At 73.8% G+C, this 24,961-nt stretch carries 21 protein-coding genes; 18 read left to right on the top strand and 3 right to left on the bottom strand.

Annotated elements, in window-relative coordinates; genetic code table 11:
* The first annotated feature begins 65 nt into the window (after nucleotides 1-65).
* From CKY47_RS35105 to CKY47_RS35090, 4 genes are all read left to right on the top strand, one after another.
* A complete protein-coding gene (locus tag CKY47_RS35105; RefSeq protein WP_306750691.1) occupies nucleotides 66-707 on the top strand; it encodes a Crp/Fnr family transcriptional regulator in 642 nt (213 codons plus the stop codon).
* Between the two features lie 84 nt (nucleotides 708-791).
* Entirely contained in the window at nucleotides 792-1,049 is a 258-nt protein-coding gene (locus tag CKY47_RS35100; RefSeq protein WP_306750690.1) for a hypothetical protein, read from the top strand.
* Between the two features lie 204 nt (nucleotides 1,050-1,253).
* Nucleotides 1,254-2,192 carry a hypothetical protein gene (locus CKY47_RS35095; RefSeq protein ID WP_306750689.1) on the top strand — a complete coding sequence of 313 codons (939 nt, stop codon included), beginning with the start codon at nucleotides 1,254-1,256 and terminating at the stop codon, nucleotides 2,190-2,192.
* A 286-nt stretch (nucleotides 2,193-2,478) separates the two neighbouring features.
* Complete coding sequence (locus CKY47_RS35090) at nucleotides 2,479-2,862, top strand: SCO2097 family morphological protein (protein ID WP_306750688.1); 384 nt, start codon at nucleotides 2,479-2,481, stop codon at nucleotides 2,860-2,862.
* Nucleotides 2,863-2,975: 113 nt separating this feature from the next.
* Here CKY47_RS35090 and CKY47_RS35085 read toward each other — a convergent pair whose 3' ends face one another.
* Genes CKY47_RS35085 through CKY47_RS35075 form a run of 3 tightly spaced genes read right to left on the bottom strand, consistent with a single transcriptional unit; the run spans nucleotide 2,976 to nucleotide 7,727 of the window.
* Complete coding sequence (locus CKY47_RS35085; protein WP_306750687.1) at nucleotides 2,976-5,408, bottom strand: transglutaminase TgpA family protein; 2,433 nt, start codon at nucleotides 5,406-5,408, stop codon at nucleotides 2,976-2,978.
* Nucleotides 5,409-5,410: 2 nt separating this feature from the next.
* Nucleotides 5,411-6,676, bottom strand: a complete 1,266-nt coding sequence (locus CKY47_RS35080) for a DUF58 domain-containing protein (RefSeq protein WP_306750686.1) — start codon at nucleotides 6,674-6,676, stop codon at nucleotides 5,411-5,413.
* A 1-nt stretch (nucleotide 6,677) separates the two neighbouring features.
* Nucleotides 6,678-7,727, bottom strand: coding sequence for an AAA family ATPase (locus tag CKY47_RS35075; RefSeq protein ID WP_371320788.1), 1,050 nt, complete (start codon nucleotides 7,725-7,727; stop codon nucleotides 6,678-6,680).
* A gap of 523 nt (nucleotides 7,728-8,250) precedes the next feature.
* Between CKY47_RS35075 and mraZ the strand changes: the two genes are divergently transcribed.
* From mraZ to ftsZ, 14 genes are all read left to right on the top strand, one after another.
* Nucleotides 8,251-8,682 (top strand): division/cell wall cluster transcriptional repressor MraZ, encoded by a 432-nt coding sequence (mraZ, locus tag CKY47_RS35070; protein WP_306750685.1) that lies wholly within the window; start codon nucleotides 8,251-8,253, stop codon nucleotides 8,680-8,682.
* Between the two features lie 158 nt (nucleotides 8,683-8,840).
* Nucleotides 8,841-9,791 (top strand): 16S rRNA (cytosine(1402)-N(4))-methyltransferase RsmH, encoded by a 951-nt coding sequence (rsmH, locus tag CKY47_RS35065; RefSeq protein WP_306750684.1) that lies wholly within the window; start codon nucleotides 8,841-8,843, stop codon nucleotides 9,789-9,791.
* Complete coding sequence (gene ftsL, locus CKY47_RS35060; RefSeq protein ID WP_306750682.1) at nucleotides 9,788-10,468, top strand: cell division protein FtsL; 681 nt, start codon at nucleotides 9,788-9,790, stop codon at nucleotides 10,466-10,468. Before rsmH ends, ftsL begins: the two co-directional genes overlap by 4 nt.
* The gene (locus CKY47_RS35055; protein WP_306750681.1) at nucleotides 10,468-12,378 is read left to right on the top strand and encodes a peptidoglycan D,D-transpeptidase FtsI family protein; all 1,911 of its coding nucleotides are present in this window, start codon (nucleotides 10,468-10,470) and stop codon (nucleotides 12,376-12,378) included. Before ftsL ends, CKY47_RS35055 begins: the two co-directional genes overlap by 1 nt.
* Nucleotides 12,379-12,448: 70 nt before the next feature.
* Entirely contained in the window at nucleotides 12,449-13,978 is a 1,530-nt protein-coding gene (locus CKY47_RS35050; RefSeq protein WP_306750680.1) for a UDP-N-acetylmuramoyl-L-alanyl-D-glutamate--2,6-diaminopimelate ligase, read from the top strand.
* Entirely contained in the window at nucleotides 13,975-15,447 is a 1,473-nt protein-coding gene (locus tag CKY47_RS35045) for a UDP-N-acetylmuramoyl-tripeptide--D-alanyl-D-alanine ligase (RefSeq protein ID WP_306750679.1), read from the top strand. The genes CKY47_RS35050 and CKY47_RS35045 overlap by 4 nt, the downstream gene beginning before the upstream one ends.
* Nucleotides 15,444-16,532, top strand: a complete 1,089-nt coding sequence (mraY, locus tag CKY47_RS35040) for a phospho-N-acetylmuramoyl-pentapeptide-transferase (RefSeq protein ID WP_306750677.1) — start codon at nucleotides 15,444-15,446, stop codon at nucleotides 16,530-16,532. Before CKY47_RS35045 ends, mraY begins: the two co-directional genes overlap by 4 nt.
* Before the next feature lie 4 nt (nucleotides 16,533-16,536).
* On the top strand, nucleotides 16,537-17,892 hold the full coding sequence (gene murD / locus CKY47_RS35035) for a UDP-N-acetylmuramoyl-L-alanine--D-glutamate ligase (protein ID WP_306750676.1): 1,356 nt from the start codon (nucleotides 16,537-16,539) through the stop codon (nucleotides 17,890-17,892).
* Nucleotides 17,893-17,953: 61 nt separating this feature from the next.
* Nucleotides 17,954-19,396 carry a putative lipid II flippase FtsW gene (gene ftsW / locus CKY47_RS35030; protein WP_306750674.1) on the top strand — a complete coding sequence of 481 codons (1,443 nt, stop codon included), beginning with the start codon at nucleotides 17,954-17,956 and terminating at the stop codon, nucleotides 19,394-19,396.
* A 36-nt stretch (nucleotides 19,397-19,432) separates the two neighbouring features.
* Entirely contained in the window at nucleotides 19,433-20,536 is a 1,104-nt protein-coding gene (gene murG, locus CKY47_RS35025; RefSeq protein ID WP_306750673.1) for an undecaprenyldiphospho-muramoylpentapeptide beta-N-acetylglucosaminyltransferase, read from the top strand.
* A 47-nt stretch (nucleotides 20,537-20,583) separates the two neighbouring features.
* Nucleotides 20,584-21,930: a UDP-N-acetylmuramate--L-alanine ligase gene (gene murC / locus CKY47_RS35020; RefSeq protein WP_371320790.1), complete on the top strand. Its 1,347-nt coding sequence runs from the start codon at nucleotides 20,584-20,586 to the stop codon at nucleotides 21,928-21,930.
* Nucleotides 21,927-22,661 carry a cell division protein FtsQ/DivIB gene (locus CKY47_RS35015; RefSeq protein WP_306750671.1) on the top strand — a complete coding sequence of 245 codons (735 nt, stop codon included), beginning with the start codon at nucleotides 21,927-21,929 and terminating at the stop codon, nucleotides 22,659-22,661. Before murC ends, CKY47_RS35015 begins: the two co-directional genes overlap by 4 nt.
* Before the next feature lie 78 nt (nucleotides 22,662-22,739).
* On the top strand, nucleotides 22,740-23,252 hold the full coding sequence (locus tag CKY47_RS35010; protein ID WP_306750670.1) for a DinB family protein: 513 nt from the start codon (nucleotides 22,740-22,742) through the stop codon (nucleotides 23,250-23,252).
* Nucleotides 23,253-23,461: 209 nt separating this feature from the next.
* Nucleotides 23,462-24,781 (top strand): cell division protein FtsZ, encoded by a 1,320-nt coding sequence (gene ftsZ, locus CKY47_RS35005; protein ID WP_306750669.1) that lies wholly within the window; start codon nucleotides 23,462-23,464, stop codon nucleotides 24,779-24,781.
* Nucleotides 24,782-24,961: the final 180 nt, after the last annotated feature.

Genomic DNA, 24,961 nt, shown 5'->3' with positions numbered 1-24,961 from the left:
GGCCGTTCGGGTGGTTCGGGCCCGTCATCGCGGACGCCGGGACGATCACCGGGCACGCTGGTGCCGTGGACCGGTTCTGGGGTCTCCTCACCGAGTCCGAGCACGGGGTGCTCGGCGCTACGGGCATCGAGCGCGACTACGCCGCCGGCTCGGTGGTCTGCCGCGAGGGCGAGGTCACGGGGCACGTGATCGTGGTCCGGCGCGGTCTGCTGCGGGTCACCGCGACCACGTCGGGCGGCACCGAGAAGGTGCTGGCCGTGCGCGGCGCGGGCGACATCGTGGGCGAGCGCTCGGCGGTCGACGGGCTGCCGCGCTCCGCGACCGTGCAGGCGCTGGGCGCGGTGCGGGCGCTGGTGCTGTCCGCGTCGGCCTTCGCGTCGCTGTGCCGGGGGTACCCGCGCATCGCGTGGGCCGTGCTGACCGTCGTCGTCGCCCGGCAGCGGGACACCGACCGGCAGCGCGTGCAGATCAGCGGCACGGCGACGCAGCGCGTGGCGGCGGTGCTGATCGACGTCGCCCTCCAGCGCGGCATCGCCGACCAGGGGGCCGTCGCGCTCAGCCAGGAGGAGTTGGCGGGCATCGCGGGCACGTCGCGCGAATCCCTCGTGCGGGTGCTGCGCGCGCTGCGCGAGGAGGGCATCATCAGCACGGGCCGGCGGAAGATCGAGATCCACCGGGTGAGCCGGCTCTACGACTTCACCAACTGACTTCCCGTTGTGCGTCATCTGACGCGGTGACCTGCTCCGGAACCCCCTAGAAATGACCTGTCAGTCCTGGTCGGAGGGGGAAGCATGAACCACAACGAGGAGCCCGCCAAGTCCCGCCGCCGGTTCACCGAACGGCTCGCCTGCACGCTCGTGTTCACCGTCCTCCAGCTCTGGGCGGCCGTCGTGATCGCGGCCCGGTTCGACGGCGTCGGCGTGGTCGCCCTCGCGGTCGCGCTGGTGCTCGCCGGCGCCCTGGTCGCGGTGCACGACGCCTGGCGCGAGGTCCGCTCGGTGCGCAAGGAGCTCGACGTGGAGATCCGCGAGGAGCTCGTCCGGCTCTAGAGACCACGCGGTGGCTGACGAGGGGCAGCCACCGTCCTCCGAGGCATTCCGCGGGCGGTCGGGCCCGCGGAATGCCTCATCCCGCGGTCGGCCGCACCGGATCTTCGCGGTCGGCCGCGCCGGGTTGTCCACAGGCGCCGCAGTTGTCCACAGTTCGCGATCACGTCCTCGACCGCCCCGCCGCCCCGGGGCGATCGTGGACCCATGCACACCACGACCCGCACCACGATCGCCGTCGACGCCCTGGCCGCCCTCTTCCCGCACCGGGTGGCGACCGCCGCCGACCTGCTGTCGCTCGGCCTGGGCAGCGAGGAGCTGTCCCGCCGCTGCCGCCCGCGGGGCGGGTGGCAGCACGTCCTGCCGGGCGTCCTGCTCCTGTCCGACCGGCCCCCGACGCGCCCGCAGCTCGTCCAGGCGGCGCTGCGCCACTGCGGCACCGGCAGCATCGTCACCGGCCTCGACGCGCTCCAGCTGCACGGCATGCGCGCCCTGCCGGCCCGCGGCCCGGTCCACGTCCTGGTGACCCGCCCGGTGGACCCGAGCACCAGGGTCCGCGCCACGAGGACCCGCCACCCACCGGACCCGGTCCTGCGCCGGGGCTTCCTCACCGCCCCGCTGGCGAGGGCGGCGGCCGACGCGGCCAGGACCCTGGAGACGCGCGACGACATCCGGGCGGTGCTCACCGAGGCGCTGCGCCGGGGCGGTGTCGCGGTCGACGACCTGCGACCCCACCTGTCCCGGGCGTCCGCGCCGGCCAAGCGGGTCCTGGCCGAGCTGGGGGAGGGCGTCCGCTCGGCGCCCCAGGCGTGGGCGAGGTCCCTGGTGGCCGGCCTGCCCCTGCCGCCGCCGAGGTGGGGCGTGTGCCTGCGCTCCGCGGCGGGCGGGTCGCTGGGCGCCGTCGACGCCTGGTGGGAGGAGCTGGGGCTCGCCTGGCAGTTCACCACCACGACCGCCCGCTCGCCCGCCCTGGCCGCGGCCGGCGCCGTCGTGGTCCACACCCCGCCGGCACGCCTGCGCCAGGCACCGGCCGAAGCCGCGCGGGCCCTGCTCGCCGCGGCCGCCCGGGCCGCGGACCGGAAGGGCGACGTCCGCGTGGTCGTGGCGCGGTCGCCGGCCGGGCCGGCGCCTTCGGGGTGCCGGTAGCCGGCCGAACACGGACCGTGGCAGCGCGTGATCGAATCGACCGGGAAGTGCACGGGAGGGCTTGACAGTTGACCAAGGGGCGGTCATCCGGGACCTCACGAAGGTCTGACCGTTGACCCGTGAGGATGATGGTGACCGAACGAACCGCTTAGGGGCACGGACTGGGTAGTCGGAGAGCCTCCCGAATCGTATCCTGGTTGTGACGCCCCCAGGGTGGGGCGTCCGCCGGGACCGGCGGCAACCGTGATTACCCGGCGCCCGCGACCGCTGTGCCGGAGGAGGAGCCATGCCACTCTCCGAGCACGAGCAGCGACTGCTCGACCAGATCGAGCGCGCGCTCTACGCCGAGGACCCGAAGTTCGCATCCACCGTGCGTGGCGCCAAGCTGCGCAAGCCGTCCCGACGGCGTCGCATCCAGGGCATCGCGCTGTTCGCCGTGGGTGTGGCTCTGCTGGTGACGGGTGTGATGTTGCCGAAGCTCGCTGGTATCCCGGTGGTGAGCGTGGTCGGCTTCCTGTTGATGTTCTTCGGCGTGCTGCTCACCGTGACGACACTGCGTCGTGGTGACCAGGGTGCCGAGGAGCCCAGGCAAGAGGGAAGCCGGCCCAGCCGCAGCTCGTTCTCTCAGAAGATGGAAGAACGTTTCCGTCGCCGTTTCGAGGACGAGTAGTCCGCGTAACAGCCCGACAGGACACGCACACGGCCCGCCCCCGCAGCACCAGGGGGCGGGCCGTGCGGCTTCCCGTACCTGCCGATCGGCCGGCGCGGGCCGGCCGATCGGGGTCAGCCGATCGGGTCGCTGTCGGCCGGTGGCCTCGGCTTGAGGACCGAGCGCGGCAGGACCCTCGCCCGCAGGGCCAGCGGCGCGTTGCGGTGCAGACTGGCCCGGACGTCGTCCACCGCGCGCGGAAGGGCGGGGTCCGCGTCCGCGTGCGCGCTGTACCAGGAGCGCTCCACGGCGCCCACGATCGCGCGCAGGCCGTCGCGACCCTGGTCGTCCAGGTTGTGCGCCTTCACCAGGCGACGGGCGGCGACCCGGATCGTCTCCGTGCTCGCCACGCGGGTGCCCCGGTCGACGGACTCGGCGACGAGTTCCCGCCACGCCGCGCCCGCCGCGTTCGGGCCCAGGGCCGCCACGGCGCGGAGCCGTTCGCGGCGACGCCAGGCGCGCACCAGGGCCGGCGCCGCCACGGCGGCCGCCACCAGCGCCGGCGCGGCCAGCCACCAGCTCACCAGCGCCAGGACCAGCGCGAGCGCGACGGCACCCAGCACCGCCAGCGCGGCCACGACGGCGGGGCGCAGCCAGGTCTTCCTGCTCAGCCACACCGCGCCGAAGAGCAGCAGCGCCCACAGCAGCAGCGCGACGAGCCCAGCCGCGACCAGCGTGATCAGGTGCCACGCGGGGGTCGGCGCGGCCGTCTGCGTCGTCCCGTCCTGGCCCTGGGCGTCCGGCGCGACCGAGGCCGAGGCCGACGCGCCGGGAGCGGTGGTCGTGGTGGTGGTCGCGGTGGCCGCGGCGCTGGGGTCGTCCTCCTCGTCGTCGGCCTGGTTGCCCGAGATGTACGGCGGGGCCACGCCGCGGCCGTCGGACAGGGGCGTCGGGTCGAAGGTCATCCACCCGTGGCCGGGGAAGTAGACCTCCACCCAGGCGTGGGCGTCCTGCGAGGTGATCGTCTGGAAGTCGCCGGTCGGGTACCCGGCGGTGAAGCCGAGGGCCACCCGGGCCGGGATGCCGACGGACCTCGCCATGATCGCCATCGCCGACGCGTACTGCTCGCAGAAGCCCTTCTTGCCGTTGAGCACGAAGTCCTCGAGCGCACCCGCGCTCATGTTGTTCGTGGTCTCCGTGGTGTACGTGAAGCCCTGCGTGCCGTCGGTGAAGTACCGGTACAGCGCGGTCGCCCGGTCGAACTGGTTGCTCTCGCCGGCGACGATCCCGCGCGCCAGGTCGGCCACCCGGTCCTCGACGCCGGGCGCCTCCAGGTACACCGGGTCCACGTCGATCGGGCCGGTCGCCCGGCGCAGGGTGTCGGCGGACGGCGTGTCCAGCACCGTCCGCAGCGAGTACGTGCCTGACTTGCGGGCCCGCGTCGCGTAGACCATGCCGCGCTCCGGGTCGTACCGGTACGCCTCGTCGACGTTCGGCATCCCCCGCGGCTTGCCGTACACCGGCAGCCAGTAGTCGAGCCAGGTCACCGGCTCGATCTCGACCTCGACGACCTCGCCGTCGCCCGGGTCGCCGGGCTGGGCGGGCAGGTCGCCGCGGGCGGGCACGCCCTCCGGCATGTCCCGGCCGCCGGTCCAGCCCTGGTCCGGCACGTACCGCGGCAGCGTCATCGCGCGCAGGTAGGCCGACTCGGGCAGGTCGCGCACCCGGAACATCTCGCGGCTCGCGCCCTGGTTGAGCATGCCGCGCAGCTCGGTGATCGGGTCGATGCCCAACCCGCCGGAGCCGCCGCCGATCTCGTCACCCGTGCCCGGCAGCCGCCCGACGGTGCCGACCAGCGTGAGGCTCGTCCCGGCGAGCAGCGCGATCACCACGGCCAGGCCCGCCACGGCGGTCGCCGCCGGGCCGGAGCCGCTCTGCCCGGCGCCCGGCAGCCTGCCGCGCCACGCCTCGTGCCGGTGCTGCCCGTCCACGGCCAGCAGCAGCGCGAACGCCGCCGCGCCGAACACGAACGTCCACAGCGGCAGCATCTCGTCGGCCAGCGACGCGGGCACCGCGAACACGCACAGCAGCACCAGGCCGGACGCCGCGGGCGCCGCCGCGCCGACCGCCAGGGCGTCCACCAGGACCGCCACCAGGCCGATGGCCACCATCACCAGGCAGCGCATGTTCCGGCTGTCCGGCACGGGCGGCACACCGGCCTGCACCTCGCCGAGCGCGTTGCCCAGCACCGCGCCCAGGTCGCGCAACGACTCGGCCCCCGGCAGGAAGACCAGGAACCCGCTGGTCGTGTAGAGCGCCACGAGGAGGCACAGCAGCGCCAGGACCTGCCCGAGCACCACCAGCGGCGAGGGCAGCCTGGTCGGGCGCAGCAGCACGCCCGTGCCGACCACCACGACGATCGCCACCGCCAGGTGCACCATCCACAGCACGCCGTCGAGCACGCTCGACAGCGCGGTGGCCGCGCACAGCGTCGCCAGCCCGGCGACCGCGGGCGTCGCGGTCACCACCCAGTTCCCGCCCGCCGGGGCGGTCGTCCTGCCGGTCACCGTCAACCCACCTCCGCGCGCACCACCGGGCCGCGGTTGCCCGCGCTGTGGCACAGCTCCTGCCAGACCTGCCCCATCGGCGTGTTCGGTCGCGCCACGACCACGCCCCACCCCGCACCGCCCAGCAGCTCCCGCGCGTCGGCGGGGTCCGGCGCCGGGTCCTCCGACGCGGACGCCCAGGCCCGCACGTCCAGCACCACCGCGAGGCTGCGCGTGCCGCGCGGGCGGTTGCGCACCAGCGCGTCCACCACGGCGGGCGTGCAGCCGCCGAGGATCGCGACGACCTCCTGGCCCGCGCCCGGGTCGATGCCCACCGCGGGCTCGCGCCGGTGCGAGGGCTGGAGCGCGGCCAGCGCGTCCAGCACCACCGCGTCGCTGTACCCGCTGCCGCCCGGACCGCCCGCCAGCACCCGGCCGTCGTCGCCGACCAGGCGCACCTGGTGGCCGTAGCGGTGCAGGTGCAGCGAGACGGACGCGGCGAACGACACCGCCCACTCCAGGCTCGACCCGGGGCCGCTGCCCCGGTGCCCCGCCAACCGGTGGTCCAGCAGCACGGTCGTGCCGCCGCGCCACGGCCGCTCCTCGACGCGCACCATCAGCTCGTCGCGCCGCGCCGTCGACTTCCAGTGCACCTTGCGCAGGTCGTCGCCGTGCCGGTAGGGCCGGACCACGGCGTCGTCCTCGCCCTGCCCGGCGCGCAGCCGGATCGAGCCGTCGTCGCCGGAGCCCATGCCCGAACCGTTCGGCAGACCGGTCAGCTGCACCACCCGCGGCACGACGACGAGCCGGCTGCGGCCCGCCATCTCGCGGTCGAACTCGGCCAGCCCGAACGGGTCGGTGATGCGCGCGAGCAGCGGCCCGACCTGCTGGACGCCGCGCATCACCGGCTTGAGCGGGTACCGCAGCACGGTCACCGTGTTGCGCGGCAGCCGCTCCACCACGAACCGCGGCCGCGCGCCCAGCGCGTACGGCACGGCGTCCTCCAGCAGCAGCCCGCCGGTGGGCAGCCGGCCCGCGCTGCGCAGCTCCACCCGCACGTCGGTCGCCGAGCCCACCTGGACCCGGCTCGGGTGCAGCACGCGGTTCGCGTGCAGGCCGACCCGCGCCCGCTGCGCCAGCCACGCGGCGAGCAGCGGCAGCGCCACCACGAACGCGGCGACGCGCAGCAGGTCGCGCTCGTTGAGCACGATCGCGCACAGGCCCGCGGCGAACCCGGCCGCCAGCAGGCACCGGCCGCGCGTGGTCAGGCCGGACAGCGCCCCGCGCATGTCAGCGGTGGTTGTTCGGGTTGGCGTTGTGCGGGAACTGGCCGGACGGGTCCGGCGCGGCCTGCGGCACCGGCACCCGCTGGAGCAGGTTGCGCACCAGGTCGGCCGACGACCGCCGGGCCGCCTGCGCCTCCGCGGTCAGCACCAGCCGGTGCGCGAGCACCGGCACGGCCACCGCGTGGACGTCGTCGGGCACCACGAAGTCGCGTCCGGCCAGCGCCGCCTGCGCCCGCGCCGACCGGACCAGCTGGAGCGTGGAGCGCGGGGACGCGCCCAGCCGCAGCTCCGGCAGCCGCCGGGTGGCGCCGACCAGCTCGACGGCGTACCGGCGGATCTCGGTCGACAGGTGCACCCGCCGCACGGCCTGGATCAGCCTGAGCACCTGCGCGGAGTCCGACACCGGCCGCAGGTCCGACATGGGGTCGTGGCCCGCGTGCTCGTCGACCATGGCCAGCTCGGCCTGCGGGTCGGGGTAGCCGATCGACACGCGCGCGGTGAAGCGGTCGCGCTGCGCCTCGGGCAGGGCGTAGGTGCCCTCCATCTCGATCGGGTTCTGGGTGGCGATCACCATGAACGGCGCGCCGAGCGGGTAGGTCTGCCCGTCGACGGTGACCTGGTGCTCCTCCATGCACTCCAGCAGCGCCGACTGGGTCTTCGGCGAGGCGCGGTTGATCTCGTCGCCCACCACGATGTTCGCGAACACCGGGCCGGGGCGGAACTCGAAGTCGTTGTCCTGCCGGTTGTAGATCGACACACCGGTGATGTCGCTGGGCAGCAGGTCGGGCGTGAACTGGATGCGGCTGACCGTGCAGTCGATCGACCGGGCCAGCGCCTTGGCCAGTGACGTCTTGCCGACGCCCGGCACGTCCTCGACCAGCAGGTGCCCCTCGGCGAGCAGGGTGACCAGCGCGACGCGCACCACGTCCGGCTTGCCGACGATGACCCTCTCGACGTTGCCGGCGATCCGGCCGACCACGGCGTGCAGCTCGCCCAGCACCTCGTCCAACCGGGGTGAGCCGTTCACCGGCACCGTGTTGTCGACGTGGTTCACCGCGGGGCCGCCGACACCGTACGGGTGCTCTGGCGCGGCTGGCTGGGTACTCGGAGTCACTCGACCTCCTGGAGCGGGCGCGGCCCTCCCGCGACCGGTTCGCGGTGGCGGTGAGCGTTTCACGCAGTGTGTCAAACCGGGGCGAAGCGCCCCACACCCGATTGAACATCTTCGTGCTGTCGGTTTCCACGGCCCGCGGACCCGGTCGGTTCAGAGGCTCCCCACCACGATTCCCCACCGGGGCGTCGCATGAACCGGTTTTGCCCGATTTCGTTGGGCCGTTCGGGTGGTCTTCGGGCCTCCTCGGCTCACTCGGGGAGGTGGTGGGCGTCGGCTTCCCCCACCGCCAACCGAGCTGCTCATCTTCGCTCTACCAGCGCAAATGTCTCGCGGAGGGTCGTGCATCCACCCGTTTCAGCGTTGACTGTGGGGAAAAGTGGGGTACTGTGGCGGCCGGTGGGGCAGACGGGGGCTCCACTGCCGGTCGTCAGCTCGACATCCGGCGTCGGGAGGTGGGTGCGCAGTGTTCCTGGGCACGCACAACCCGAGGTTGGACGACAAGGGCCGCATCACGCTGCCTGCGAAGTTCCGGGACGCGCTAGCGGGGGGTCTCATGGTCACCAAGGGCCAGGACCACTGCCTGTACGTGTTCCCGCGGGCCGAGTTCGAGCAGATGGCGCGCAAGGTCGCGGAGGCCCCGTTCACGAACGAGGCGGTCCGCGCCTACCAGCGCTACCTGTTCGCCGGTACCGACGAGCAGCGGCCGGACGGCCAGGGCCGGGTCCTCATCGCCCCGGAACTGCGCCGGTACGCGGGGTTGACCAAGGAGTGCGTGGTCATCGGCGCGATCACCCGGCTGGAGATCTGGGACGCCACGGCGTGGCAGCGGTACATGGACGAGCACGAGCAGCGGTACGCGGAAGCCCGCGAGGAGGTGTTCCCCGGACTGTTCTGATCGGCCGTTGACTCGAGGTTTCGGGTGCCGTGAGGCCTCGGTCCGCTCGGCTATCGGCCCTGGCGCACCTTCCCCGGCGCCAGGTCCGACGGGCGGGCGGGGACCTGACGACACCCGAATTTCACGTGTGCAGAGGGGGGATCATCCAGGGAGGGGGCGTGGTGGAGCAGGCGCGTCACGTGCCGGTGTTGCTCGATCGCGTCCTCGACCTGCTGGCCCCCGCGCTGGCCGATCGGGACGACGCCGTGTTCGTCGACTGCACGCTCGGCCTGGGCGGGCATTCCGAGGCGGTCCTCCGGGCGCACCCGAAGGTGCGGCTGGTGGGGCTCGACCGCGACCCGCAGGCCATCGCGCTGTCCCGGGAGCGGCTCGCGCCGTTCGCCGACCGCGTGTCCTTCGTGCAGACCACCTACGACGGCATCGCCGAGGCGGTCGGCGGCGCGGAGGTGCACGGCGTGCTCATGGACCTCGGGGTGTCGTCGTTGCAGCTCGACGCCGAGGAGCGCGGGTTCGCCTACTCCAAGGACGCGCCGCTGGACATGCGCATGAGCGCCGGTTCGGGCATGACGGCGGCCGACGTGCTGAACGAGTACCCCGCCGACGAGCTGACCCGCGTGCTGCGCGACTACGGCGAGGAGCGGTTCGCCCGCAAGATCGCGGGCGCGGTCGTGCGGGAACGGGCGCGCGAGCCGTTCACCACGAGCGGCCGGCTGGTCCGGCTGCTCTACGACGTCGTGCCCGCGGCGACGCGGCGCACCGGCGGGCACCCGGCCAAGCGCACCTTCCAGGCGCTGCGGATCGAGGTCAACCAGGAGCTGGAGTCGCTGCGCGCGGCCCTGCCCGCGGCGCTGTCGGTGCTGGCGGTGGGCGGCAGGATCGTCGTGGAGTCCTACCAGTCGCTGGAGGACCGCATGGTCAAGCGGGCCTTCGCCGACCTGGCCGCCTCGACGACACCGCTGGACCTGCCGGTGGAGCTGCCCGGCCACGGCCCCCAGCTGAAGCTGGTGACGCGCGGCGCCGAGCAGGCGAACGAGCGCGAGATCGAGGACAACCCCAGGGCCGCCTCGGTGAGGTTGCGGGCGGCGGAACGCATCCGGGAGGCGACATGACCGCACCGGCACGGACCGGCGGTGGCGGCGCGCCGTCGCCCAAGCCCAGGTCGACGACCGGGGGGAACCCGCGCGAGCGCGCGCTGCGGTCCGTCCCCGCGGAGCGCCGCAGGTCGTCGGCCGCGGAGCGGGCCTACGCGCGGCGCGACCGGCGGACGCCGTCCAAGCGCGGCCCGGCGGTGACGCGGCAGCCCGTCGTGACGCCCAAGGCGCCGTTCGTCGTGATGGTCATGGTGGTGCTCGGCGTGGGCATCGCCGCGATCATGTGGCTGTCGACGCAGGCCACGGCCGACTCGTACCGACTCCAGGACGCGCGGGCCGAGGAGACCCGGCTCGCCCGGCAGGTCGAGCAGCTGCGGCAGGAGGTGGCGCTCGCCGAGTCGCCGCTGGAGCTGGCCGAGGCCGCGACCAGGCTCGGGCTGCTCCCGGCGGGCGACCCGGCGCGGTTGCGGCAGCTGCCCGACGGGACGGTGGAGATGTACGGCAGGCCGTCCGCCGTGCAGCCGCCCCCGCCGCCGCAGACGTCGACGGAAACCCCGCCCGCCCAGACCCCGCCCGCCCAGACCCCGCCGGCCCAGACCCCGCCGGCCCAGACCCCACCCGCCCAGACTCCGCCTGCCCAGACACCACCGGCACAGACGCCGGCAGACGGGCAGCCGGCACCAGGAGGTCAGTGATGCCGGGGCCCAGCCGGGGCAGGCCTGCCCGACGCCCGTTGTCCGTCCGCCCGTCCGCCCCCAAGCGGCGGCGCGGCGGCAACAGCCGGGTCCGCCTCGCGGTGGGGCGGTTGCTGCTGGTGGGCGCGCTGCTGGCCGCCGGCGTGAAGCTGGTGCAGGTGCAGGGCTTCCAGGCCGAGGCGCTGTCCGCCCAGGCCGAGCAACAGCGCGCCACGCCCATCGACATCCCCGCCGCGCGCGGCTCCATCCTCGACCGCAACGGCAACCAGCTCGCGTTCAGCGTGGAGGCGCGCGCCCTGTACGCCGTGCCGCGGCTGATGCGCCAGGAGTGGGCGAAGGCGCTGGAGCGCGACCCGGACATCGGCAGCTTCGAGGACCGCATCGCCGACATCGCCGCGTTCTTCGAGCAGACGCTGGGCAAGGAGGTCGCCGGCCAGAAGACCGACCGGGACACCGTGCTGGCCAAGCTCTCGCAGGACACCACCTACGTCGAGCTGGCCGACAACGTCGACCCCGGCAGGGCCGCGATCATCACCGACAAGTACTTCAACATCGGCTCGGAGTACCGGGCGGTGCGGGTGTACCCGAACGGCGAGCTGGCGTCGAACATCATCGGCGCGGCGAACTGGCGCAAGGACAAGGAGCCGCCCGCGACGCACGGCCTGCTGGGCCTGGAGATCTCCGAGGACAACCTGCTGGCCGGCCGCAACGGGCGGCGCGTCGTCGACACCATGCAGGGCAACGACGACGTGGTCATCCCGGGGCCGGGCCGCTCCCGCGAGCTGGCCGCCGCCACGCCGGGCAAGAGCCTGGAGCTGACCCTCGACGTCGACACCCAGTACGCGCTCCAGCGGATGGTCACCGAGCACACCGGGAAGACGGCCGCCCGCTCGGGTTCCGCCGTGGTGCTCGACGCCCGCACGGGCGAGATCCTGGCGATGGCCAACGACAAGACGTTCGACCCGAACCAGTTCGGCAAGGCCGACGAGGAGCACCTGCGCAACGCCGCCGTGTCCACGGTGTTCGAACCCGGTTCGGTGAACAAGGTCGTGGCCGCCGCGGCGGCCGTCGAGGACGGCATCCACCAGCCGGACAGCGTGCTCGGCGTGGACGGCAGCATCCGCGTCTCCGACCGCGTCATCAAGGACTCCGTCCCGCACCCGCGCCAGGACATGACGTTCACCGGCGTGTTCGCCAAGTCCTCCAACGTCGGCACGCTCATGACGGCGCAGGAGATCGGCGAGGACCGGTACGCCGAGATGCTGACCAGGTTCGGCCTCGGCAAGCGCACCCAGTCGGGCCTGCCCGGCGAGGAGGCGGGCTACGTGCCGCCGCGCAACCAGTGGTCCGGCTCGACGTTCGGCAACCTGCCCATCGGCCAGGGCCTGAGCACGAACCTGCTCCAGATGACCGGCATGTACCAGGCCATCGCGAACGACGGCGTGCGCGTCCCGCCGCGCATCATCCGCGCCGAGATCTCCGCCGACGGGGCGCGGCAGGTGAAGCAACCCCCGGAGGGCGTGCGGGTGGTGTCGCCGGAGACCGCGAAGACGGTCCGCGACATGTTCCGCGCGGTGGTGCAGAGGTCGACGAGCGACCCGGACCAGACCGGCACCGGCCCGTCCGCGGCGCTGCCCGGCTACCAGGTCAGCGGCAAGACGGGCACGGCGCAGCAGGTCGACCCGAAGTGCGGCTGCTACTCGCACAGCCAGTACTGGATCACGTTCGCGGGCATCTTCCCCGCGGACAACCCCCGCTTCGTCGTCGGGATCATGCTCGACAACCCGACGGTCGGCGAGCAGTCCGCCGCGCCGCTGTTCCACGACGTCGCGTCCTACCTGTCGCAGCGCTACCAGGTGCCGATGTCGGCGGAGCCGAGCCCCGTCGTGCCGCTGATCATCAAGCCGTAGCGGGTCGTCCGGCACGTCCCGGGTGGACGTGCCGGACGACCACTCTCCGTGCGCCGGTAGCCTTCCGCGCGTGCCTGCCAAGCTAGAGGGCAAGGTCGCGACCGCCCCGCCTCGCCCTTCCCGCACCCAGCCCGTTCCCGTGTCGGAGCTCGCCACGACCGTCGACGCGCACCTGACCGCTCCCGACCGGGCCCACGTGCTGGTGAGCGGGGTGACCTTGCGCGCCCAGCACGTGCGGCCCGGCGACCTGTTCGCCGCCCTGCCGGGCACCCGCGTCCACGGAGCCGATTTCGCCGCCCGGGCCGTCGAGGCCGGCGCGGTGGCCGTCCTGACCGACGCCGAGGGCGCCGCGAAGGTCGCCGGCGTGCCCGTGCTGGTGCACCCCGAGCCGCGTGCCGTGCTCGGCGCGCTCGCCGCCCGCGTCTACGGCACCCCCTCGTCGAAGGTGGCCGTGTGGGGCGTGACCGGCACGTCCGGCAAGACCACCACCACCTACATGATCGAGTCCGCGCTGAAGGCCGCCGGCCGGGCCACCGGCCTGATCGGCACGGTCGAGACGCGCATCGCGGGCGAACGGCTCGGCAGCGCGCTGACCACGCCCGAGGCCCCCGACCTCCAGGCGCTGCTGGCCGTGATGCACGAGCGCGGCACCACGGACGTGGCGATGGAGGTCTCCAGCCACGCCCTGCGCCTGGGCCGGGTCGGCGGCGTCGGGTTCGCGGTCGGCGCGTTCACCAACCTGTCGCAGGACCACCTGGACTTCCACCCCGACATGGAGGACTACTTCCGGACCAAGGCCGAGCTGTTCGACGGCCGGGCCCGGGTGGAGGTCGTCTGCGTCGACGGCGAGTGGGGTCCGCGGCTGGTGAAGCCGGGCACGGTCACCGTGGCGACCACCGGCGACGCCGACTGGACGGCCACCGGCGTCGCCGTCACCGCCACCGGCGAGCAGAGCTTCACCGCGCACGGCCCCGGCGGGGTCTCGTTCGACGTGGAGCTGCGCCTGCCCGGCGAGTTCAACGTGGCCAACGCCCTGCTCGCGATCGGCTGCCTGCACGCGCGGGGCGTCGACCACGAGTCGATCCGGGCGGGCCTGCGCGACGTCGAGGTGCCCGGCCGCATGCAGCGCGTCGACGAGGGGCAGGACTTCACCGCCGTCGTCGACTACTCGCACAAGCCCGCCGCCGTCGCCCTCGCCCTGGACGCGGTGCGGGCGCGCGCGACGGGCCGGATCATCACCGTCCTGGGCTGCGGCGGCGACCGCGACACGGCCAAGCGCCCGCTCATGGGCGAGGAGGCGGCGCGGCGCAGCGACGTGCTCGTCGTGACCGACGACAACCCGCGCGGCGAGGACCCGGCGGAGATCCGGGCCGCGATGCTGCGCGGCGCGCTGGGCGTGCCCGACGCCGAGCGCGGCGAGGTCGTGGAGATCGGCGACCGCCGCCTGGCCATCGCGCACGCCGTGGGCGAGGCCCGTGCCGGTGACGTCGTCGTCGTGGCCGGCAAGGGCCACGAGACCGGCCAGGAGGTCGCGGGGGTCGTGCACCCGTTCTCCGACGTCGAAACCCTGGCCGACGCCATCCGAGGAGCAGCCCGGTGATCCCGTTGACCCTGGCCGAGATCGCCGAGGTCGTCGGCGGCACGGTCCACCACGCCACCGGCGACGAGGTCGTCACCGGCGGTGTCGAGTTCGACACCCGGAAGCTCACGCCCGGCGGCCTGTTCCTGGCGTTGCCCGGCGAACGGGTCGACGGCCACGACTTCGCCGCGCGCGCGATCGGCGCCGGCGCGGTGGGCGTGCTCGCCGGGCGCCCGGTCGACGTGCCGTCCGTCCTGGTCCCACCGCCGGTCGGGACCGGCGACGGGAAGACCGGCAACGCGTACGTGCTGTCCGGGGACGCCGACGGCGCGGGCGCGGCGGTGCTGGCCGCGCTGGCCAAGCTGGCCCGGCACGTCGTGGACCGGCTGCCGGACCTCACGGTGGTCGGCGTGACCGGCTCGTCCGGCAAGACCTCGACCAAGGACCTCATCGCGGGGGTCCTCGCGCCGCTGGGCGAGACCATCGCGCCGCCCGGGTCGTTCAACAACGAGCTGGGCCACCCGTGGACCGCGCTGCGCGCCACCGCGAGCACCCGGTTCCTGGTGCTGGAGCTGTCCGCCCGCGGCAAGGGGCACATCGCCGAGCTGTGCCGGGTCGCGCCGCCGACGGTGGGCGCGGTGCTCAACGTGGGCAGCGCGCACGTCGGCGAGTTCGGCTCCAAGCAGGGCATCGCGGAGGCCAAGGGCGAGCTGGTGGAGGCGCTGCCCGCCGACGGCGTGGCCGTGCTGAACGCGGACGACCCGCTGGTCGCGGGCATGGCCCCGCGCACGCGGGCGCGCGTCGTGCTGGTCGGGGAGCGGTCCGACGCGCAGGTGAGGGCCGTCGACGTCGAGCTGGACGCGCAGGCCCGCGCCGGGTTCACGCTGGTCTCGCCGCAGGGCGAGGCGCGCGTGCGCCTGGCCGTGCACGGCCCGCACCAGGTCGGCAACGCGCTCACCGCCGCCGCGATCGCGCTGGAGCTGGGCGCGACGCCGCAGCAGGTCGCGGACGCCCTCGGCACGGCGGAGCGGGTGTCGGCGCACCGCATGGCGGTCTCCGAGCGCCCCGACGGCGTGACCGTCGTCAACGACGCGTACAACGCGAACCCCGAGTCGGTGAAGGCGGCGCTGAAGTCGCTGGCCACCATCTCGCGGTCCACCACCCCGGCCCGCCGCAGCTGGGCGGTGCTCGGCCCGATGGCGGAGCTCGGTGCGGACCACGTCCGCGCGCACGACGAGATCGGCAGGCTCGCGGTCCGCCTGGACATCAACAAGCTGGTCGTCGTCGGGGAGGACGCCCGCGCGATGCGCCAGGGAGCGCACCTGGAAGGATCATGGGGCGAAGAAGCGGTTCTGGTGCCGGACGTCGCCGCGGCGGTCCAGCTGCTGAGCGACGAGGTGCGACCGGGTGACGTCGTGCTGGTGAAGGCATCCAACTCATACGGCCTGTGGCGGGTTGCCGAGGCTCTCCTGGAGGCGGGCAGCAAGTGAAGAGCATCCTGATCGCGGCGGCCATCGCCCTGATCACGTCGATCATGCTGACGCCGTACCTGATCAAGATCTTCTCCCGGCAGGGCTTCGGCCAGGAGATCCGCGAGGAAGGCCCGCAGAGCCACAAGACCAAGCGCGGCACGCCCACCATGGGCGGCGTCGCGATCCTGGTCGCGATGTGGGCGGGCTACCTCGGCGCGCACCTGGTGAACTCGATGTCCGCCTCCGCGCAGGACCAGACGCCCAGCGCGTCCGGCCTGCTCGTGCTGATGCTGACGACCTCGCTGGGCGTCGTCGGCTTCCTGGACGACTTCATCAAGATCCGCAAGCAGCGCAACCTTGGCCTGAACAAGACCGCGAAGCTGGTCGGCCAGTTCGTCGCCACGATCATCTTCGCCGTCCTGGTCATCCAGTTCCCGAACAAGGACGGCTTCACGCCCGCGTCGGTCAACCTCTCGTTCGTCCGCGACATCAGCGTCGTGTCGTTCGGCATCGTCGGCTTCGTGGTGTTCTGCTACGCGGCGATCTCCGCCTGGTCGAACGCGGTGAACCTGACCGACGGCCTCGACGGGCTCGCCGGCGGCACGTCCGCGATGGTGCTCGGCACCTACGTCGTCATCAGCTTCTGGCAGTTCCGCTACAACTGCTCCAACCTGCTCGTGGCCGGCTGCTACGACGTGCGCGACCCGCTGGACCTGGCGCTGGTGGCCGCCGCCGCGATGGCCGGCTGCATCGGCTTCCTCTGGTGGAACGCCGCGCCCGCCAAGATCTTCATGGGCGACACCGGCTCGCTGGCGCTCGGCGGCCTGGTCGCCGGCCTGTCCATCGCGACCCGCACCGAGCTGCTGATGGTCGTCATCGGCGGTCTGTTCGTGGTCGAGGCGCTGTCGGTGGTGCTCCAGGTCGCGGTGTTCCGCACGTCGCGGCGACGGCTGTTCCGCATGGCGCCGTTCCACCACCACTTCGAACTCGCCGGGTGGGCGGAAACCACGGTGATCATCCGGTTCTGGCTGCTCGCGGCCATGTGCTGCATGCTGGGCCTCGGGCTGTTCTACAGCGAGTGGCTCACCGCGGTGGAGAGCTGACGCCGTGGGCTTCCTCGCGGGACGCCACGTCCTGGTCGCCGGCGCCGGCGTGACCGGTCGCTCCGCGGCCGAGGCGCTGCTGGCGGCGGACGCGGCGGTCACCGTGACCGACGGGTCCGCCGATCGCCTCGCCGCGCTGGAGCAGCTGCTGCCCGGCGTGGACCTGGTGCCCGGCCTGGTCGCGCCGCCGCCCGGCGTGGACCTGGTCGTGACCAGCCCCGGGTGGCGGCCGGACAGCCCGCTGCTGGTCGCCGCGCGGGCCGCCGGCGTCGAGGTCATCGGCGAGGTCGAGCTGGCCTGGCGGATGGGCGCGGAGCTGGCCGACCCGCCGACGTGGCTCGCGGTGACCGGGACCAACGGCAAGACCACCACCGTCGGCATGCTGGAGTCGATCCTGCGCGCGGCCGGCATCGACGCGGTGGCGTGCGGCAACGTCGGCCTGCCCGTCGTGGACGCGCTGCTGGCCGGGCACCGGGTGCTGGCGGTGGAGCTGTCGAGCTTCCAGTTGCACTGGTCGCCGTCGGTGCGGCCGTTCGCCGGGGTGCTGCTGAACCTCGCCGAGGACCACCTGGACTGGCACGGCACGTTCGGCGCGTACGCGGCGGCGAAGGCCGGGGTGCTGACCGGCGGGGTCGCGATCGGCGGGGTGGACGACCCCGTGGTGGCGGAGCTGCTGGCCGCCGCGCCCGCCGGGGCGCACGTCGGGTTCACCCTCTCCTCACCCGAGGAGGGGCAGCTCGGCGTGCACGACGGCGTGCTGGTCGACCGGGCGTTCGGGCCGGACGCGGTGCTGCTGCCGGCCGCCGACGTGCAGCCGGCCGGTCCGCCCGGCGTGGCCGACGCCCTGGCCGCCGCGGCACTGGCCCGCGCGCACGGCGTGCCCGCCGAGGCCGTCGCGGCGGGGCTGCGGTCGTTCCGGCCGGGCGCGCACCGCGCGGTCGTCGTCGCCTCCGCCGGCGGCGTGCTGTACGTGAACGACTCGAAGGCCACCAACCCGCACGCCGCCGCCGCGTCGCTGCGGTCGCACCCCAGCGTGGTGTGGGTGGCGGGAGGCCTGCTCAAGGGCGCGTCGGTGGACGACCTCGTGCGGGCCGAGGCGCACCGCATGCGCGGCGCCGTGCTGATCGGCGCGGACCGCGAGGTCATCGCGAAGGCGCTGGCCCGGCACGCGCCGGCGGTGCCGGTGGCGGTGCTGGACGGCGCCACGATGGACGACGCGGTGCGCGCGGCCCGGTCGATGGCGCAGCCGGGCGACGCCGTGGTGCTCGCGCCGGCGGCGGCGTCCATGGACATGTTCAGCGACTACGCGCACCGCGGCCAGGCGTTCACGGAGGCCGTGCAGACGCTGGTCACGAGCTGAACACGCGCGACACGCGGCGGATGTTCATGTTTTCCGCGTGCCCGCGGGAGACGATGGGCGCATGACTGCGGTGGAACAGCGACCCGCTGCTCGCGCGGCCCGACCGAGGCGGCCCCGGCGGCCGACGCGCACGTCGCTGACCGCGTGGCTGGGCAGGCCGCTGGCGGACTTCCACCTGCTGCTCGCGATCTTCGGCGTGCTGACCGTGCTCGGCCTGATCATGGTGCTCTCGGCGTCCGCGCCGGGGGAGGTGGCCGAGGGCGCGTCCGCGTACAGCGTGTTCAAGAAGCAGCTGCTGTACGTGGGCGTGGGCGCGGTGGCGTTCCTGGTGGTGCTGCGCATCCCGCTGCGCCGGTTCCGGCACGGCAGCACGATGGCGATGCTCGTCTGCGTGATCATGCTGTGCCTCGTCCTGACTCCACTGGGGACGGTCGCGGGCGGCGCGCAGTCGTGGTTCACGGTGGGGCCGGTGTCGTTCCAGCCCATCGAGCCGGCGAAGCTCGCGCTGGCGCTGTGGGGCTCGCACGTGCTGGTCACCAAGCGGGCCCTGCTCGACCAGTACCGGCACCTGCTGGTGCCCGTAGTGCCGGTGGCGCTGGTCGTGTTCGCCCTGGTGATGCTCCAACCCGACCTCGGCGGCACGATCACGCTCGGTGTGGTGCTGATGAGCCTGCTCTGGTTCGTCGGCGCGCCCATGCGGCTGTTCGGCGTCATCGCCATCGGCGCGGTGACCAGCGCGGTCGTGCTGGCCATCGGCGCGACCTACCGGCTCGCCCGGGTGCAGACCTTCCTCAACCCCGAGGCCGACCCGCAGGGCGCCGGCCTCCAGGCCCTCCAGGCGCTCTACGCGCTGGCCGAGGGCGGGTTCCTCGGCAAGGGCCTGACCAACGGCAGCTCGAAGTGGCGCTACCTGCCCAACGTCCACTCGGACTTCATCTTCGCGGTCATCGGCGAGGAGCTGGGCTTCATCGGCTGCCTGCTGGTGCTCGGCCTGTTCGCCCTGCTCGCCGTGGTCGGCCTGCGCATCGCCGCCCGCAACACCGACCCGTGGATCAGGATGGTCTCGGCGACGCTCACTGTGTGGCTGGTCGCGCAGGCCGCCATCAACATCGGCTACGTCGTGCAGTTGCTCCCCGTCACCGGCATCACACTGCCGATGATCTCCTCCGGCGGCACGTCGGTGGTCACGACGATGGTGGTGTTCGGCATCCTGGCCAGCTGCGCCCGGCACGAGCCGGAAGCCGTGTCCGCGCTGCGCTCGCTGGGGCCGGGCCGGGTGGGCGGCGCGCTGAAGCTGCCCGCCCCCGAGGCGTACAAGCCACCGCCCAAGCGCCGCCCCTCACGCCCCTCCACGCCGCCCAGGAGCCGCAAGGCCGCGCCGCCGCCGGTCGACGAGAGGCGGATGGCCGGCCGTCACGCTCCGCCGTCGGAGTACCGTCGTCGCGAATCCCGCAAGGCCGGCCAGGACCGGGACGTGAGGTCCCGGCGCAGGGACGGGCGTTAGCGGGCACAGCAGTACACCGACGCGAGGAGGAAGTGCGTGACCGGGGTTCCCCAGCAGGCCGGACCGTGCGTGGTGGTCGCCGGAGGCGGCACCGCCGGGCACATCGAGCCCGCACTGGCCCTGGCCGACGCCGTCATGCGGCTGCGGCCCGACGCGCGCGTGGTCGCGCTCGGCACGGAGCGCGGGTTGGAGAGCAGGCTCGTGCCCGCCCGCGGCTACCCGCTGGAGCTGATCCCGCCGGTGCCGATGCCCCGCAAGCCCACGCCGGACCTGCTCAAGCTCCCGCTGCGGGTGCGCGGCGCGGTCAAGCACACCCGGGAGGTCCTGGACCGGGTGCGCGCGGACGTGGTGGTCGGCTTCGGCGGCTACGTGGCCCTGCCCGCCTACCTCGCCGCCCGCGGCAGGGTGCCGATCGTGGTGCACGAGGCCAACGCCAAGGCAGGCCTGGCGAACAAGGTGGGCGCGAAGTTCGCCGAGCGCGTCGCCGCGGCCGTGCCCGACTCGGGCCTGGCCGACGCCGAGGTCATCGGCATCCCGCTGCGCCACTCGATCACCTCGCTCGACCGGGCCGCGCTGCGGCAGCAGGCCCGCGCCCACTTCGGGCTGCACCCCACCGCGCCGGTGCTGCTGGTGTTCGGCGGCTCCCAGGGCGCGCGGTCGATCAACAACGCCGTCTCGGCCGCCGCGCCCGCGTTCGCGCAGGCCGGCATCGGCGTGCTGCACGCGCACGGCCCGAAGAACACCGTCGCCGTGCAGTCGGTGCCGGGCGCGCCGCCGTACGTGCCGGTGCCGTACCTGGAGCGGATGGACCTCGCCTACGCGGCGGCCGACGCGGTGCTGTGCCGCTCGGGCGCGATGACGGTGGCGGAGGTGTCCGCCGTCGGCCTGCCCGCGGTGTTCGTGCCGCTGCCGCACGGCAACGGCGAGCAGGCGCTCAACGCGAACCCCGTCGTCTCGGTGGGCGGCGGCCTGCTGGTCCCCGACGAGCAGCTCACCCCCGAGTGGGTCGCGGGCACCGTGGTGCCGCTGGTGGCGGACCGCAACCGGCTGGCCGCCATGACCACCGCGACGCTGAGCACCGGTCACCGCGAGGCCGACGAGGTGCTGGCCCGCATCGTCCTGGAGGTGGTCGGGAAGTGAACGACGTCCTGGACCGGGTCCACCTGGTCGGCATCGGCGGCGCCGGCATGAGCGGCATCGCGCGCATCCTCCTCGCCCGCGGGGCGCGGGTCTCCGGCTCCGACGCCAAGGACTCGCGCACGGTGCTCGCCCTGCGCGCGCAGGGCGCGGCCATCGCGGTCGGCCACGACGGCGCGAACCTCGACCAGCTCGACGGCGGCCCCACGGCCGTCGTGGTGTCCACCGCGATCCGCGCGGACAACCCCGAGCTGGTCGCCGCCCGCGAGCGCGGCGTGACCGTGCTGCGGCGCGCCGAGGCGCTGGCCGCGCTGATGGAGGACCACCGGGTGGTCTGCGTCGCCGGCACGCACGGCAAGACGTCGACCACCTCGATGCTCACCGTGGCGCTCCAGCACTGCCGGCTCGACCCGTCGTTCGCCATCGGCGGCGACCTGAACGAGTCGGGTGCGAACGCCCACCAGGGCTCCGGCGGCGTGTTCGTCGCCGAGGCCGACGAGAGCGACGGCTCGTTCCTGCACTTCGCGCCGTCGATCGCGGTGGTGACCAACGTCGAGGCCGACCACCTGGACCACCACGGCACCGTCGAGGCCTACACGGCGGTGTTCGACGCGTTCCTGGAACGCATCCGGCCCGACGGCGTGCTCGTGGCGTGCGCGGACGACCCGGGCGCGGCGGCGCTGGCCGAACGGGCCGCGAAGCTCGGCATCCGGGTCCGCCCCTACGGCCGCACGGCCACCGGCCCCGGCTCGGCCCGCCTGGTCGACCACCGGCCGCACGAGGGCGGCGGCCTGGCCAAGGTCGAGGTCGACGGCGAGGTCGTGGAGGTCCGCGTCTCCGTGCCCGGCGAGCACATGGCGGGCAACGCGGTCGCCGCGCTGGTCGCCGCGCTGGAGCTGGGCGCGGACCGCGCGGGCGTGCTGGAGGGCCTGGCCGCGTTCGGCGGGGTGCGCCGCCGCTTCGAGTTCAAGGGCCGCGCGGGCGGCGTGCGGGTCTACGACGACTACGCCCACCACCCCACCGAGGTGGCCGCGCAGCTCACCGCCGCCCGCCCGGTGGCGGGGGAGGGCAAGCTGGTCGTGGTGTTCCAGCCGCACCTGTACTCGCGGACCCGGCTGTTCGCCGACGAGTTCGGCGCCGCGCTGGGCCTGGCCGACGAGGTCGTCGTGCTCGACGTCTACGGCGCGCGCGAGGACCCGGAGCCGGGCGTCACCGGCGCGCTGGTGGCCGGGAAGGTGGCGCTGGACGTGGGGAAGGTCCACTACGAGCCGTCGTTCGACCGGGTGCCCGCGCTGGTGAAGGGGCTCGTGTCGGACGGCGACCTGGTCGTCACCATGGGCGCGGGCGACGTGACGATGCTCGGCCCGGAGATCGTCGGGGAGCTGGATCGGTCGTGAGCACGCGGACGGCGCGTCGTCGCCCGGCCCCCGCCGCACGGCGACGCCCGTCGCGCGGCCCGTCCCGGCGCACGGTGCTGCGCAGGAGACTGGTCGCGATCCTCGTCCTGGTCGGCGTCACGGCCTTCGTCGTGACGGTCTGGTTCACGCCCGCGCTCGGCGTCCGCGAGGTCGAGGTCGCCGGTGTGGTGGACCTCACCGAGGCGCAGGTCCGCGAGGTCGCCGCGATCGACGAGGGCACGCCGCTCGTGCAGCTCGACACCCGGGCCGTCGCCGACCGCGTCCACCGGTTGCCCCGGGTCGCCGGGGTGACCGTGGAGCGCGTGCTGCCGTCCACGGTGCGGCTCACCGTGGACGAGCGCGAGCCGGTCGCCGTGGTGAAGGCCGCGGACGGCGCGCACCTGGTCGACGCGACCGGGCTCGACTACGCCGTCGTGGCGTCGCCGCCCGACGGCGTGCCCGAGCTGACCGCGCAGCCGAACGCGGTGGCCGCCGCCGTGAGCGTGCTGACGGCCGTGCCCGAGTCGCTGCGCCGGGAGGTGTCGCTCGTGCGGGCCGGGTCGCCGGCCGACATCCGGCTCACCCTCTCCGAGGGGCGCGAGGTCCGCTGGGGCTCGCCGGAGGACACTCCCCGCAAGGCCGCCGTGCTCGACGTCCTGCTCACCCGGAACGGCACGGTGTTCGACGTCTCCAGCCCCGAACTGCCGACCGTGTCCGACGGGCCGGAGTGAAAACCCCCACACCCCGAACGGGTTTGAAGGGGAAAAGTCGGTCGTCGCGCGTCGCCCGGCCGTCGATACTCGCGCCCCATGGGCAGTGAGAAGACCGACAACCGCGTCGACGTGCCGTTCTCCGGTGACGAGCGGACCCTCGTGTGCTCCTTCCTCGACTTCCTGCGCGGCACGATCGAGCACAAGTGCCGTGGCCTGGGCGACGAGGACGCGGCGCGTCCCGTGCTCCCCTCGCAGCTCACCACGGCCGCGGGCATCGTCAAGCACCTGCGGTGGGTGGAGAACTACTGGTTCCGGGTGGCGCTGGCCGGCGAGCCGAGCAAGGCCCCCTACACGCAGGAGGACCCGGACGCGGACTGGCGAGTCGAGCCGGGCGAGACGATCTCGGGATTGCTCGCCGACTACGCTGCGGAGTGCACGGCGAGTCGGGAGCTCGTCGCGGGACTCGACCTCGACCACGAGGTGGCGTTCCGGGGTGACGAACGCCTTTCCGTGCGCTGGGTGCTGATCCACATGATCGAGGAAACGGGTCGGCACGCGGGGCACCTGGACGCGGTGCGGGAGCTGCTCGACGGGACGATCGGCGAGTAGTGACTGCTCACCCGGTCAGGACACAACACGGCGTGGCTGCTGGACCGAGGCATTCATGGTGCATAACGTCCAGCAGGAACATACGGGGTTGACACAACTCTTGACCTCTGGTTGAGGGTTTCAATCCGGGTGGAGTTCCGTCCGGGCTGTGACACCGGTGGTCATCCACTCCAGCACATGAGCACGGACACGATCAGGAAGGCGGACCGATGACGCCCCCGCACAACTACCTCGCGGTGATAAAGGTCGTCGGCATCGGCGGTGGCGGCGTGAACGCCGTCAACCGCATGATCGAGGTCGGGCTCAAGGGCGTCGAGTTCATCGCGGTGAACACCGACGCCCAGGCTCTGCTGATGTCGGACGCCGACGTGAAGCTCGACATCGGCCGCGAACTCACCCGCGGTCTCGGAGCAGGCGCCAACCCGGAAGTCGGCCACAAGGCCGCAGAAGACCACCGCGAGGAGATCGAAGAGGTCCTCAAGGGCGCCGACATGGTCTTCGTGACCGCCGGCGAGGGCGGTGGCACGGGGACCGGCGGCGCGCCCGTCGTCGCCTCCATCGCCCGCAAGCTCGGCGCGCTCACCATCGGCGTCGTGACGCGGCCCTTCTCGTTCGAGGGCAAGCGCCGCGCCAAGCAGGCCGAGGAGGGCATCCAGGCCCTGCGCAACGAGTGCGACACGCTCATCGTGATCCCGAACGACCGGCTGCTCCAGCTCGGCGACATCGGTGTCTCGCTGATGGACGCGTTCCGCTCGGCGGACGAGGTGCTGTTGTCCGGTGTCCAGGGCATCACCGACCTCATCACCACCCCCGGTCTGATCAACCTCGACTTCGCCGACGTGAAGTCCGTGATGTCCGGGGCGGGCAGCGCCCTGATGGGCATCGGCTCGGCGCGCGGCGAGGGCAGAGCCGTGACGGCTGCGCAGAAGGCCATCAACTCGCCGCTGCTGGAAGCGTCGATGGAGGGCGCGCACGGCGTGCTGCTGTCGATCGCCGGCGGCAGCGACCTCGGGCTGTTCGAGATCAACGAGTCGGCGTCGCTGGTCCAGGAGGCCGCGCACCCCGACGCGAACATCATCTTCGGCACGGTCATCGACGACTCGCTCGGCGACGAGGTGCGGGTGACGGTGATCGCGGCAGGGTTCGACAGCGGTGGGCCGACGCACAAGAAGCTGGAGCCGCAGGCGCTGGCCGGTCCCGCCCGCGGCAACCCGGTCGCCACGGCGACCGCCGGCGAGCTGTCCGCGCCCCAGCAGCCCCCGCCGCCCGCCGTGCAGCCGCCGCCGCCCCCCGTCGCGCCCGTGGAGCAGCAGCCCCCGGTCGTGCCGCAGCGCACCGTCGTGCCGCAGCAGCCCCAGCCCGTCCAGGGCAACGGCCAGTCGCCGTACTCGGCACCGCAGCCCACCGGACCCCGCTCGCTGTCCCCGGGCCTCCAGGGCGGCACCTCGGGAACCCTCCCGAACCGCGCCGTCCCGGTGACCGACGACCCCGACGACGAGGTGGACGTCCCCCCCTTCATGCGCCGCTGACCCGCGAGTCGTAAGCCCAGCCCGGGCGAGTCGTAAGCCCAGGCTCCGCGAGTCGTAAGCCCAGGACCCCCGAGTCGTGACTTCGGAGGTCCTGGGCTTTCGCGCTCGGCGGCACGAGTGTTCGGCACGGGGCGCCCGAACTTACGACTCGCCGGGGCTGGACGTACGACTCGCGCGGGC

The organism is Saccharothrix longispora (assembly GCF_030852425.1).
In the GTDB taxonomy this organism is placed as follows: domain Bacteria; phylum Actinomycetota; class Actinomycetes; order Mycobacteriales; family Pseudonocardiaceae; genus Actinosynnema; species Actinosynnema longispora.
The sequence above is the reverse complement of the archived record's forward strand: the minus strand, read 5'-3'. Positions and strand labels throughout refer to the sequence as shown.